General features: G+C 30.8%; 12 protein-coding genes. 6 read left to right on the top strand and 6 right to left on the bottom strand.

Going from position 1 to position 12,895, the window contains the following annotated elements; translation table 11 throughout:
- Window positions 1-3: 3 nt before the first annotated feature.
- The 6 genes from EV143_RS08575 to EV143_RS08550 form a co-directional block, all read right to left on the bottom strand.
- Window positions 4-2,778 (bottom strand): TonB-dependent receptor, encoded by a 2,775-nt coding sequence (locus EV143_RS08575; protein ID WP_133507545.1) that lies wholly within the window; start codon window positions 2,776-2,778, stop codon window positions 4-6.
- A 1-nt stretch (window position 2,779) separates the two neighbouring features.
- Window positions 2,780-3,550: a hypothetical protein gene (locus tag EV143_RS08570; RefSeq protein ID WP_133507544.1), complete on the bottom strand. Its 771-nt coding sequence runs from the start codon at window positions 3,548-3,550 to the stop codon at window positions 2,780-2,782.
- Window positions 3,551-3,730: 180 nt separating this feature from the next.
- Entirely contained in the window at window positions 3,731-5,866 is a 2,136-nt protein-coding gene (locus EV143_RS08565) for a polyribonucleotide nucleotidyltransferase (protein ID WP_133507543.1), read from the bottom strand.
- Between the two features lie 178 nt (window positions 5,867-6,044).
- On the bottom strand, window positions 6,045-6,311 hold the full coding sequence (gene rpsO / locus EV143_RS08560) for a 30S ribosomal protein S15 (protein ID WP_133507542.1): 267 nt from the start codon (window positions 6,309-6,311) through the stop codon (window positions 6,045-6,047).
- A 167-nt stretch (window positions 6,312-6,478) separates the two neighbouring features.
- On the bottom strand, window positions 6,479-7,435 hold the full coding sequence (locus EV143_RS08555; protein WP_133507541.1) for an energy transducer TonB: 957 nt from the start codon (window positions 7,433-7,435) through the stop codon (window positions 6,479-6,481).
- 30 nt (window positions 7,436-7,465) lie between these two features.
- Entirely contained in the window at window positions 7,466-7,921 is a 456-nt protein-coding gene (locus EV143_RS08550; protein WP_133507540.1) for a GAF domain-containing protein, read from the bottom strand.
- 71 nt (window positions 7,922-7,992) lie between these two features.
- Here EV143_RS08550 and xrtF point away from each other — a divergent pair, with 71 nt between their 5' ends.
- The 6 genes from xrtF to EV143_RS08520 all read left to right on the top strand — a co-directional run bounded on the left by xrtF (window position 7,993) and on the right by EV143_RS08520 (window position 12,714).
- The gene (gene xrtF, locus EV143_RS08545; RefSeq protein ID WP_133507539.1) at window positions 7,993-8,529 is read left to right on the top strand and encodes an exosortase family protein XrtF; all 537 of its coding nucleotides are present in this window, start codon (window positions 7,993-7,995) and stop codon (window positions 8,527-8,529) included.
- A complete protein-coding gene (locus EV143_RS08540) occupies window positions 8,519-8,965 on the top strand; it encodes an exosortase F system-associated membrane protein (RefSeq protein ID WP_133507538.1) in 447 nt (148 codons plus the stop codon). The genes xrtF and EV143_RS08540 overlap by 11 nt, the downstream gene beginning before the upstream one ends.
- A gap of 45 nt (window positions 8,966-9,010) precedes the next feature.
- On the top strand, window positions 9,011-9,409 hold the full coding sequence (locus EV143_RS08535) for an HYC_CC_PP family protein (RefSeq protein WP_133507537.1): 399 nt from the start codon (window positions 9,011-9,013) through the stop codon (window positions 9,407-9,409).
- 103 nt (window positions 9,410-9,512) lie between these two features.
- Window positions 9,513-11,519 (top strand): TonB-dependent receptor plug domain-containing protein, encoded by a 2,007-nt coding sequence (locus tag EV143_RS08530; RefSeq protein WP_133507536.1) that lies wholly within the window; start codon window positions 9,513-9,515, stop codon window positions 11,517-11,519.
- A 41-nt stretch (window positions 11,520-11,560) separates the two neighbouring features.
- Window positions 11,561-11,899 (top strand): heavy-metal-associated domain-containing protein, encoded by a 339-nt coding sequence (locus EV143_RS08525; protein ID WP_133507535.1) that lies wholly within the window; start codon window positions 11,561-11,563, stop codon window positions 11,897-11,899.
- Between the two features lie 134 nt (window positions 11,900-12,033).
- On the top strand, window positions 12,034-12,714 hold the full coding sequence (locus EV143_RS08520; protein WP_133507534.1) for a DedA family protein: 681 nt from the start codon (window positions 12,034-12,036) through the stop codon (window positions 12,712-12,714).
- Window positions 12,715-12,895: the final 181 nt, after the last annotated feature.

Here is a 12,895-nt window from a genome sequence, read left to right as displayed (position 1 = left end):
TTATTAAAATTTGACATTGTAAGTTATAGTTGGAATTGGCACCGAAAATATAGATGTTTTGTATGCTTTTATCTCCCCATTTGTTGTAACAAAAAAGATAGAATACGGATTGTTTCTTCCTAACAGGTTATAGATTGATATATTCCAAAAGCTGTGTGATAACTTTTTAATTTTGTGATTTCCTTCGATATTAAAGCCTATATCCAGTCTGTAATAATCGGGAATTCTAAATTTGTTTCGATCACTATAAACTGTGTATTCCAGGCCATTGTAAACATAACTACCAATAGGGTAGGTTATTGGTCTTCCTGATTGATAAACAAAATTACTTGATATGCTATATCTTTTTGTAAATTTATAATTCATTACAGCGCTAACTTCATGAGGCTTATCAAAGTTTGTTGGAAAATAGTTGCCATTATTAACTTTTTCTTCATTAAATGGGCTGTCTGATTTTATAAAAGTACGTGAATAAGTATATCCTAACCAACCATTAAGTCTTCCGGCATTTTTTTTAAGCAATAATTCTACTCCATAAGCTTTTCCTTCACCTTGTAATAACTGTGTTTCTGTATTTTCCTTTAATAGTAATTCAGATCCAACTTTATAATCCAGAATATTGTCAGATTTTTTGTAGTAGCCTTCAATGCTTAATTCTATATTGTCGTTATTCAGGTTTTTATAAAAACCTAATGAATATTGTTGTGCATTTTGTGGGGCAATATTCAGGTCAGATAACTTCCATGAATCTGTAGGCGATTGGGTAGTGTTATTGGTTAGTAAATGAATGTATTGGTACGTTTTATCATAACTCGCTTTTACAGAGAAATCATCAGTAAACAAATAACGCATTGCTATTCTTGGTTCGAAACCTCCATACGTCTTGATAACTTCATTTTTTTTATAATGCTGGCTGCCAATTACTGTGTTGTCATTAATTGGGGCATTACTTTCATAAAATCTTTGAGTAGATTCACCTAAAGCCGAAAATGTTGAATAACGTAATCCAAGGCTAATTAATATTTTCTCACTTAAAGTGTAATTGTCTGCAAGATAAACAGCAGATTCTAAAGCCTTTTCATCATCTATTTTTATGGGAATTATGGTTGACTCAGGGCTTTTAGGATTAAGATAGCCTGGAGAAACGTTGTAAAGTTTGCTTGAAACCCCATAATTAAAAGAATGTTTATTATTAAGCGAGTAATTCCCGTTTATAATAAATTGAGTTTCGTTTAATTTATATCCGTAATCAAAAGAATTTAACCCCCCATTATCGTAATCAATATTAAATTTATACTCACTATTTGTAAATATTACATCTGCTTTGCTTTTATTATTAAAGGAATGATTCCATTTTAATGAAACTAACGCATTACTATATTTATAAACAGAATCTGAAGAGATACTAAAGCGATCCTTACTATAATATACTGTAGATTCAATATTATTATTAGCGCTTATTTTGTGATTGTATTTTAAAATTCCATCGAAAAAAGCTGCCTCACTATTTTTTAAAGATTCATCTTTTAGACTTTTTAAAATCCATTCAGAATAGGTAGTTCTTACGCCAACTAATAAACTTGATTTGTTTTTTATTATTGGAGTTCCAATAGAAAGATTGCTGGTTACAGATCCAATTCCGCCTTCTCCGGAAAATTTTTCCGGATTACCATTTTTTGTTGTAATGTCAAAAACAGATGATAATCTCCCTCCAAATCTTGCAGGAATACTACCTTTATAAATATCAACTTTGCTTGTTGTATAAGGATTAACAGCAGAGAAAAAACCTAGAAAATGAGAGGTGTTGTATAGAACAGCATTATCTAAAAGTATTAGATTTTGATCGTCTTTTCCTCCTCTAACATTAAATCCAGCAGAACCTTCTCCGGTAGTTTTTATTCCTGGTAAAGTTGTGGCTACTCTAAAAATATCTCTTTCACCAAGCACTAAAGGAATGTTTTTTATGCCCTCAACATCAATACTGGAGACTCCAGCAATAACATTTTTGACATTTTTATCTGCATTTTTCTTTATAATTACTTCATCTAATTCATTGATGTTTTCATAAAGGCTTACGTCTAATTTACCACTATCATAAACCATTACAGCTTCTACATCTTTTTTATGATTTATTGATTCTACTTCAATATAATTAAGGCCATACGGTACTTCAATGGTGTAATAACCTTCATCATTAGTAGTAGTGCTTGTGTTTTTGTTACGTGCCTTGATGCTTACATTAGATAGCGCTTTGTTTGTTTTTTTATTTTTTATAATACCTGAAATAGTGTATGATCTTGATTCTCCTGTCTTTTTTTCTTTTCCAATGAAGATTACGTTTGAAGAGACATTATTACTTATAGTATCATATTGTTGTTTGAACAAAGGCTTTGCTGAAGTTTTATTCTCTGTTTTAGTATTTTGAGAAATTGTTGAAGTTTCAAAATAATCGCTGGGTAACGAATCATAAATTATACTGTTTTTCGTTAAAATGATTTTTTTATCAGAAATAAAATAGTTGAAATCAGTTTTTTCGAAAAGACTATTCAATAGATCTTCAACAGAAACATTATTATAACTTTTATTAATTACAACAGGATTAGCATTAAACCAATTCTGATCAAAGTAAAATTTATAATCTGTTGATTTTTCAATGTTTTCTAATGCTGTTTTTAGATTAGCATTATTAAATTCGATAGATATTTTATTTGTTTTTTCCTGACTAAAAGATAATGCATGAAAAGTTAATAAAAACAGGGTGAGTATAATTTTTCTCATTTTAATTAGATACATTAGGAAGAAGATTATTTATTTCTTTTATTAAATTTTCAATAAAAATTTTATTATCCGATTCCTCTAATTGACTGTTATTGTTATAATATTTTTTTATTTGACTTTTATACTCGGGAAAAATTTTGATAACATCACTTTTTGAGGTTATCTTATAATACTCATTTTTGTACATCAGTACAAATTCGTTTTTTTCTTTAAATTCATCTGATGAATAGGTATTATTTACATCGGAATTTTTTTGAGCATCAATAACTTTTTCTCTTCTTTTATGATGTTTTATATAAAGTGCGTTGTTTTTCGAAAAAATAATTTCCTGATAATAACCGCTCATAAAGGCGGGATGTTCAGGATTATTAATTTCTATATTAATGAATTTTTTATTACGAAGCGTAAAAGAAGCAGTTTTTTCTTTGATTAGATTAATGCCCAAATAGTCGTATTCACCAACAGATTTCAAAACTAAAATATCATTATTAACATCGTATTTGAGTTTTAGGTTATAATAATTTTGACCTTGATAGTTAACATTGCCATTGCTGTAATCTTCTGTGAGGTAATAACTATGACTCTTGTCAAATGTTCTGTAAAAGTTTATATGACGTGGTCCATTATAAAGTTCTAGGTTTTCTTTGCCAACAGCTTTATCAAACCAACTGTATAAAGCGACATCATTGTTTGTTTGGCTACGGGTAGAGTAAATGTTTATGAATAATCCAAATAAAATAAAGAATGCAGATTTTTTTTGATAATTTTTCAAAAGAATATGTGGTTTTAATGTTTTGTTTTGGTAATTTCAAAAGTATCAAAAAAATGTTATAAAATTTCTGTTAATGTGTTAAAATGTAATATTATTGCTATTCTTTTAAACGAAAAACCCCAATTCAAATAAATGAATTGGGGTTTTCTATGAATAAACCTTTAGTAAACTAAGATCTGATTACTCTTTTTTATCCTCACGTGGAGGTCTTTGTAAAAGTGCTTTTCTTGACACTTTTTCTTTTTTGGTTTTAGGATCAACACCTAAGTATTTCACTTCAAATACATCACCCATGTTTACAACATCAGTTACATTTTCAGTGCGCTCCCAAGCTAATTCAGAAACGTGTAATAAAACTTCATTACCTGGCGCAGAAGTATATTCTACTACGGCTCCAAAGTCAAGCATTTTAATTACTTTAACTTCGTATGCTTCTCCCATTTGAGGTTTGAAAGTGATAGATTGGATTTTTGCCAATACCGCTTCAATTCCAGCAGGATCTGTACCTAAGATTTCGATTACACCTTCTTCGTTTACTTCATTGATTACGATAGTAGTTCCAGTAGCTTTTTGTAACTCCTGAATTACTTTTCCACCAGGTCCAATTAATGCTCCAATAAAGTTTCCAGGAATAGTTCTGGTAATGATTTTTGGAGAATGTGCTTTAACATCTGCATTTGGTTTTGCAAGAGTTTCAAGTAATTTTCCTAAAATATGCAAACGTCCATCACGAGCCTGAGCCAAAGCTTGTTCCATGATTTCGTATTTCAATCCGTCAATTTTGATATCCATTTGACAAGCTGTGATACCTTCTGAAGTTCCTGTTACTTTGAAATCCATATCTCCTAAATGATCTTCATCACCTAAAATATCAGATAAAACTGCGAAACGATCACCATCAGTAATTAATCCCATTGCAATTCCAGAAACTGGACGAATCATTTGAATACCGGCATCCATCAAAGCTAATGTACCAGCACAAACTGTAGCCATAGAAGATGAACCATTTGATTCTAATACTTCAGAAACAACTCTGATAGTGTATGGATTTTCAGCAGGAATCATATTCTTTAACGCTCTTTGTGCAAGATTTCCGTGACCAACTTCTCTTCTTGAAGTTCCTCTTAACGGACGAGCTTCTCCTGTAGAAAAAGGAGGGAAGTTGTAATGCAGATAGAATTTTTCTTCTCCTTGTTCAGATGGTGAATCAATTTGGTTAGCTTCTCTGGAAGTTCCTAAAGTTGCTGTTGCCAAAGCTTGAGTTTCTCCACGTGTAAACAATGCCGAACCGTGAACAGATGGTAAATAATCTACTTCACACCAGATTGGTCTGATTTCTGTAGTTTTTCTTCCATCAAGACGAGTTCCTAAATCTAAAGTTACATTACGAACAGCTTCTTTATTGGTTTTGTAGAAATATTTAGCAACTAAATCGCCGTTTTCTGCCAATTCTTCTTCTGTAAATAAGGCGCGTACTTCTTCTTTCACAGCATCAAATGCAGCAGAACGTTCGTGTTTAGCTGAACCTTTGCTTGCAATAGCGTAAATTTTATCATAAGCTGCTGCTTTTACTTTTGCGTAAATAGCATCATCTGTTTTTTCAGTTTCATAAGTACGAACTTCTTTTTTTCCAAAAGCAGCTGCCAGTCTTTCCTGAGCAGCAATTTGTACTTTAATATGTTCGTGAGCAAATTTAATTGCTTCTAACATTTCAGCTTCTGAGATTTCTTTCATTTCTCCTTCTACCATTGCGATAGAATCAGTTGAAGCTCCAATCATCATATCAATATCTGATAACTCTAATTGTGCACGAGATGGATTGATGATAAATTTACCGTCAATTCTTCCAACTCTGGCTTCAGAAATTAAAGTTTCAAAAGGAATGTCAGACAAAGCAAGTGCTGCCGAAGCGGCTAATCCTGCTAGTGCATCCGGCATAACTTCATCATCATGAGACATTAACTGAATCATAACCTGAACTTCTGCGTGATAATCACTTGGGAAAAGCGGACGTAAAACACGGTCAACTAATCTCATTGTTAATACTTCGCTATCACTTGGGCGAGCTTCTCTTTTGAAGAAACCACCAGGAAAACGACCTGCTGCCGCAAATTTTTCGCGATAATCTACAGTCAATGGTAAAAAATCAATACCCGGACTTGCTTTTCTTGATGATACAACTGTTCCTAAAATAACAGTTTTGCCAATTCTTACTACTACAGAACCATCAGCTTGTTTAGCTAAACGTCCTGTCTCGATTGTGATGCTTCTGCCATCACCTAAATCGATACTTTCTACAAATAATTGTGGAATCATAAATTTTTTCCTTATTGGTTATACAATGGGTTTTAGTTGTGTTGTAGTTGTTGTGTGTAGTTGTTGTTAATCTAAAACCCAATGAAAAACCAAACTTTTTTTCTTTTTAAAAACGCTTGTAATATATATAATCTGTAAAAACAAAAAGAGGCACTCTCGCACCTCTTTTCTATATTGATTATTTTCTGATATTCAATACTTTGATAATCTCACGATATCTGTTGATCTCTTTCTTTTTCAAGTAATCTAACAACGATCTTCTTTTACCTACTAACAGTACTAATGAACGCTCTGTGTTATAATCATGACGATTTTTTTTCAAGTGCTCAGTTAAGTGACTAATTCTGTAAGTAAACAATGCGATTTGAGCTTCAGCTTTTCCAGTGTTTGTTGCTTCACCGTGTTGAGCAAAAATCTCTTCTTTCTTTCCTTTAGTTAAATACATTCCAATATTATTTAATGATTTTTATGTATGTCGTACATCTTTTGTAAGACGGGTGCAAAAATACATCTTTTTTCTGAAAAAATAAATTTAAAGATTGAAAAATTTATAGATTCAACAATTTAAGCTAAAAATAATCTTTTTTTAGTGTATTCGTGATTTAATTTTTATTAAAAAGTACTATTTGAGGCTATCGTTATAGGCAATGAATATAGAACTCTTACCGGAAGTCCTCTTCTTATTCCGGGATTCCATTTTTTCGCTTCTTTAATTAAGCGAATTGCATTTTCGTCTAAACCATATCCAATACCTTTTACTATCTTAGGTTCGACTAAAGTGCCGTCCTTATCAACTATAAAGGTCAAATATATTTTTCCAGATATTTTATTTCTGACATCTGCCGGAATATTCATTGATTTAGCAACATAGCTGTAAAAAGAATTTATTCCCTTTTTGGGGCTGGGAGCTTGGCTAACAATAGTATACGGATATTCAATGTTTAAAGAGTCTTTACTTATTCCGGAAATTAATTTGCCATTTTCATAATTCTCGGTAAAAGTAGTTTTGCTTTTTAAAATTTTTCCACTCCAAATACCATCCGGAAGTCCATTTTTAACTTTCCCACTTTCTTTTTGATATTCATTTACAATTTCATAATCGCCATTTCCATCTTTTACTTTTTGTTCATTTTGAACATTCCAGTAATTATTGGTTTTACATTCAACTTCTCCTTTTTTATTCTCAAAATATTCAAGTTCAGACTTTATATTGCCGTTTTCATACCAATTAAACTCTCTGCCTTTCTTTTTATAATTCGAATAATTAACGGTTGATTTTTTATTGCCGTTTTCATAGTAATAAACAAATTGACCTTCTTGTCTTAAAATGTCCCTATCTGATGAAGCACCAATCATCTGTAATTTTTTAGATTTGAAATAATCTTTAAATATATAGGATTTTCTATCAGTATAATAGTTCTCAATAACTCTAATATATTTGTAATCATCTGCAGTGGTTTCAACCCATGATGAATCTAAAAAAATAACCTTATCAATAGTTGCAGGCGTCTGAGAAAACAATTTTGTCGAAATTGTCAAAAAAATGAATACTTGTAAAATGAATTTCATAAATAAAAAAATTACGCTAATGTATTATTTTTAGTACAGTTTAGCAACTTCTTCATTTACAAATTCTAAAAACCTTTCATCAGATTCTGTAAAAGGATCTATAACATGGCTGTCAATATCAATTTGACCAATATTTACGCCGTTTACAAATAATGGCACTACGATTTCAGATTTTACGGTAAAACTACAAGCGATATAATTGTCCTGAGCAGCAACGTCAGGCACTACAAAATTGGCATTACTTTCTGCAACCTGCCCACATATTCCTTTTCCAAACGGAATAACAGTATGATCAGTTTCAGCACCTACATAAGGGCCTAAATGCAAAGTTTTGTTTTCGTGATTGGCGAAATAAAATCCAACCCAGTTATAATATTCAACGTTTTCATTTAGTAATTGGCAAATAGCTAGTAATTTTTCGTCTCTAACTAGATTATTATCAGCTACAATAGCAGTTATTTTTGGTTGTAATTCCTGAAATGTCATAATATAAAAATTTTATACAAAAGTATTTAAAGCTGAACTCAAAAAATACATAAATTTGAAAAAAAATTCCATTGAAAAAATATTTACTACAATTTAAGCCATTTCTTATTTTTATAAGCACTTTTTTTGCTGCTTACATCTTACTTACAGTGGTTTATAAATACTATCTAAATAGTTTTGAAATAAATGATGTTGATGGAATAACGAATATTGTTGGCCATAATGTCTATCAGTTGATGCATTTCTTTAATTGTGATATCAAAATTTTCAAAAACATTTCAAATCCCTATCTGGAGGTTTGGTATAATAAAAAGTATATTCTTAGAATTATTGAAGGCTGTAATGCTGTAAGTGTAATTATTCTATTTATTTCTTTTGTTGTTGCTTTTTCCGGAAAAATCAAAACAACTTTAGCTTTTATTCTATTTGGAGTTCTTGTTATATATATCATGAATATTATTCGAGTTGCTTCCTTAACGATTCTGTTATTTCATTTTCCTGAAAAAGAACATATTTTACATGGAGTTCTGTTTCCATTAATTATTTACGGATTGGTTTTCCTCTTGTGGATTATCTGGGTGAATAAATTTTCAAAATATGCTAAATAAAATAGGGGAGAATAAGCTAAAAATCACCATTACAATTATAGTTGTATTGTGTTTTGCCATTATTAGAGCTTTTGAAAGTCAACTGTTTTATGATCCTCTTATAACTTATTTTGATTCGGAATTTAAAAGTCTGCCTTTTCCCAAAGTTGATATTTTAAAACTCTTTGGAGGGCTTTTATTTCGGTATTTTTTAAATACAATCCTCTCAGTAATATTGATTTATTCCTTGTTTCAGGATATAGATATTGTTAAGTTTAGTGTTTTTCTCTACCTATTTTTTTTAATATTGCTTTTAGGAATGTTTTTTGCAATTCTTAATTATTATCCAGACGGAAGCTGGCTTCTTTTCTATGTAAGAAGATTTATTATTCAGCCCATATTTGTCTTGCTTTTTATTCCCGCATTTTATTACCAGCAGCAAAATATCAAAAAATAACATTTTATTAAATCTTTTCTCAAGTCTTTTAAATAGTTTTGCAATATGAAGTTAAGAAAGTGCACCGGATTATTTTTAGCGTTCCTATTGTTGGTTTCCAACATTGGGTTTGCTTTTGATGTGCATTATTGCGGAGGTAAAATTGCTTCTGTTTCTTTAAATACAACTTCTGCTGTAGCGCCCGAAAAAAAATGTTGTGGCGCATCTGAAAAAAAATCATCTTGTTGCAAAGATAAAGTAGTTCATTTTGAAAAAAAATCTGATGATGCTACCTTTAAAATATTCTTTTTTCAAATTGCTTTTCCTGCAGTAATTCAGGAATTCAAGCCAATTGCTTTTTTATCAATTCCAAATTTCAAAAGCAATCAAATCACTTCGTATTATTCAGATGCGAATGCGCCTCCTTTATTTAAATTATATCACCAATATATTTTTTACTCCTGATTTTAATGTTTAGAGTCAAGTCGGTCATGACTTGCATTACTATTTGATGTTTCTTATTTGTGAAACTTTAGATAATGCTAAATAACATTTAAATCAATTTTTTATGCAAAAAAATATAGCACTTTTTGTTATGCTTTTGCTTTCTGTATCTGCGTTTTCGCAAGAAGATCTCGAGGAAGTAAAAGTTACAAAAAAGCAAAAAGGACTTAAAAAATCCTATACACTAACCTCAAATACGACTTTAATTACAAGCAAAGAATTGCTCAAAGCGGCGTGTTGCAACCTTGCCGAAAGTTTCGAAACAAATCCATCAATAGACGTCAATTTTTCTGATGCTTTAACAGGAACGAAACAAATAAAAATGTTGGGACTAACAAGTCCGTATTTAATGATTACCGAAGAAAATATTCCTTCGGTTCGTGGCGCTTCTCAAGCTTACGGTTTGTCCTTTACGCCGGGAACCTGGATAGAAAGTGTTCAAATTACAAAAGGTGCGGGAAGCGTTATCAATGGTTACGAAAGTATTTCAGGACAAATAAATACAGAACTTTTAAAACCTTTAAGTGATATTCCGTTTTTTCTAAATGCTTACGGATCTACTGATTCCCGTTTTGAATTGAACACACATTTCAATAAAAAAATATCAGATAAATGGGCAACTAGTTTGTTTGTTCACGGTAATACACGCGTGGCGAAGAATGACATGAACAAAGACGGATTTCTGGATAATCCTTTAGGAAAACAAATTAATGTTCTAAACCGATATCAATATTATGATCCCGAAAGTGGTTTGGTGAGTTTTATTAATTTCAGATATATGAATGATAAAAAACAAACCGGTGAAGTTGATTTTGATAAAGACATCGATCGCGGAACAACCAATCATTGGGGTTCAGAAATTAATACCGAACGTTTTGAAGTTTCTACTAAAATCGGATATGTTTTTAAAGATATGCCATATCAAAGTATTGGTTTTCAAAATGCCTTTAACAGCCATAATCAGGAGTCGTATTTTGGTTTAAACCAGTATAATATTAAGCAGAACAGCTATTATTCGAATTTAATTTTCAACTCGATTATCAATAATACCAAGCATAAATTTACCACAGGATTAAATTTTACCTACGATCAATATCAGGAATTTGTGAATGTAAATGATTACAGTAGAATTGATAATTCTGTTGGAGCATTTTTTGAATACACTTACGATAATACCGATAATTTTAGTGTAATATTAGGCGGAAGAGTCGATAATCATAATAGATTAGGATTTTTTGCAACACCGCGTTTGCATGTACGTTACAATCCGTGGAAAGATGGGGTTCTTCGTTTCTCTGCCGGAAGAGGAAAAAGATCTGCTAATATTTTTGCAGAGAATCAACAGCTTTTTGCGAGTTCAAGAACTTTTTCAATTTTAGACAATAGCGGAAAAATTTATGGATTGAATCCTGAAATTGCATGGAATTACGGAATTAGCTTTTCTCAAAAATTTAGAATTTTTAATAAAAACGCTGAAGCAGGTTTTGATGTTTACAGAACCGATTTTCAAAATCAGGCCGTTGTTGATGTAATGCAAAGTCCGCAGCAAGTTTTGTTTTATAATTTAAAAGGAAATTCGTTTGCAAACAGCTTGCAAGTAGAGTTTAATTACGAGCTAATTCATAATTTGAATTTAAGAACAGCGTATAAATATTATGATATTCAAACCGATTATTTAAGAGGAACTTTCCAGCGTCCGTTGCAGGCGAAACATCGTTTTTTAGGAAATCTTGAATATGAAACCAATTTAAATGACAACAAACAATGGAAGTTTGATTATACGTTTAATTGGTCTGGAGAACAGCAATTACCCTATACGGCTTCAAATCCTGTTCAGGATCAGTTTCCGGAATTTTCACCTTCCTATGCTATTATGAATGTTCAGGTTACAAGGGTTTTCTCTCCAGTATTTGAGGTTTATATTGGCGGAGAAAATATCGGAAATTACAAACAAGAAAAAGCTATTTTAGGAGCCGATAATCCATTTGGGACTAACTTTGATGCTTCGGTAGCTTATGCTCCAATTTTTGGACAAATGTATTACGCCGGACTGCGATTTAAAATAAAGTAGAAATAAAAAATCAATTTCAATAACAATAAAAGATAAACAAAATGAAAAATATAATTTTAGTAATAATAATCACTTTTTTAGGATTTTCAGCTCAGGCTCAGAGTAAAAAAAATAAGAATTTAAAATATACAACCGAAGTAAATGGGAATTGTGAGCAGTGCAAAAAGCGTATAGAAAAAGCTGCTTTTGGAGTTCCGGGTGTAAAAATGGCAAATTGGGATATTAGTTCTCATCAACTGACTGTAATATTGAATGAAGAAAAATGTTCTCCGTCTGATTTAAATAAAGCCATTGCAAAAGTAGGTCATGACACCAAAGAGGTAAAAGCCTCAGAGGAAGATTATAACAATTTGCATACGTGTTGTAAGTATGAGAGATAGCTGTTTTTTTAGCTCGTATTTTAGTGTCCCAGTCTTTTTTGAATAGTTAATTTATCTTTAAAAAACCGTATTTTATTGTGGTTAAGGTAAATTATTGTTACTTTCACACACTATAAATGTAACCAAACCATTTTATGAATAATTTTGATTGGACCCAATTAATTAATCCCGAATTTTATATTACTTTAAGTATTGGAGGTTTTCAAATTGGTTTGTATATTGTTCTGTTTATAATTTTCGCAGAAACTGGACTTTTTGCAGGTTTTTTTCTACCGGGAGATAGTTTGCTTTTTTTGGCAGGTATCTACAGTCGTGACTTAATTCAAAATGTGATTCATATTCCAAATGATTTTCTAAATGTTTTTATACTTTCCATTTTGGTAGCAATTATGGGTGTTTTAGGAAATATGACCGGGTACTGGTTTGGAGCCAAAAGCGGATATTACTTGTTTAAAAAAGAAGATACTTTCTGGTTTAAAAAGAAATACCTGTTACAATCAAAAGATTTCTTTGAAAAGTATGGTGGAAAAGCAATTATTTATGCACGGTTTCTGCCAATTTTCAGAACCTTTGCCCCAATTATTGCAGGAATAGTTTCTATGGACAAAAAGAAATTTATGTTCTTTAATATTTTAAGTTCATTTTTATGGTCTTTCATATTAATTTTTTCAGGACATTATTTATATGGAGTATTTCTGAAACAAGGAATTGATTTAAAAGAACACATCGAATATATTATTATAATTATTGTTGTCATTTCTACATTCCCGGTTTTACTTAAACTGTTAAAGAAAAGACCAGTTGAAAAAATATAAAGATTAAAATACATTAAAAAAAGTCCGAAGTTTTAAACTTCGGACTTTTTCTTTATAAGAAATATTCTTTCAATATGGGTTATTTAAATGTACACAGAATAATGAAATTATTCGATAAAAGTAAGTTCATAAAAAAATCCAAGCTGTTATGACTTGGATTTTTTTATATATCAAAATTGGA

This window comes from Flavobacterium chryseum, from assembly GCF_004362015.1.
Classification (GTDB): Bacteria; Bacteroidota; Bacteroidia; order Flavobacteriales; family Flavobacteriaceae; genus Flavobacterium.
Note: the sequence above shows the minus strand (reverse complement) of the source record. Positions and strands in the feature narration are given on the sequence as shown.

What these genes read in the sequence shown, in the direction of transcription:
- EV143_RS08575 (WP_133507545.1), bottom strand. Translation starts at nt 2,778, where the DNA reads ATGAGAAAAATTATACTCACCCTGTTTTTATTAACTTTTCATGCATTA.
- EV143_RS08565 (WP_133507543.1), bottom strand. Translation starts at nt 5,866, where the DNA reads ATGATTCCACAATTATTTGTAGAAAGTATCGATTTAGGTGATGGCAGA.
- rpsO (WP_133507542.1), bottom strand. Translation starts at nt 6,311, where the DNA reads ATGTATTTAACTAAAGGAAAGAAAGAAGAGATTTTTGCTCAACACGGT.
- EV143_RS08555 (WP_133507541.1), bottom strand. Translation starts at nt 7,435, where the DNA reads ATGAAATTCATTTTACAAGTATTCATTTTTTTGACAATTTCGACAAAA.
- EV143_RS08550 (WP_133507540.1), bottom strand. Translation starts at nt 7,921, where the DNA reads ATGACATTTCAGGAATTACAACCAAAAATAACTGCTATTGTAGCTGAT.
- EV143_RS08540 (WP_133507538.1), top strand. Translation starts at nt 8,519, where the DNA reads ATGCTAAATAAAATAGGGGAGAATAAGCTAAAAATCACCATTACAATT.
- EV143_RS08535 (WP_133507537.1), top strand. Translation starts at nt 9,011, where the DNA reads ATGAAGTTAAGAAAGTGCACCGGATTATTTTTAGCGTTCCTATTGTTG.
- EV143_RS08530 (WP_133507536.1), top strand. Translation starts at nt 9,513, where the DNA reads ATGCAAAAAAATATAGCACTTTTTGTTATGCTTTTGCTTTCTGTATCT.
- EV143_RS08525 (WP_133507535.1), top strand. Translation starts at nt 11,561, where the DNA reads ATGAAAAATATAATTTTAGTAATAATAATCACTTTTTTAGGATTTTCA.
- EV143_RS08520 (WP_133507534.1), top strand. Translation starts at nt 12,034, where the DNA reads ATGAATAATTTTGATTGGACCCAATTAATTAATCCCGAATTTTATATT.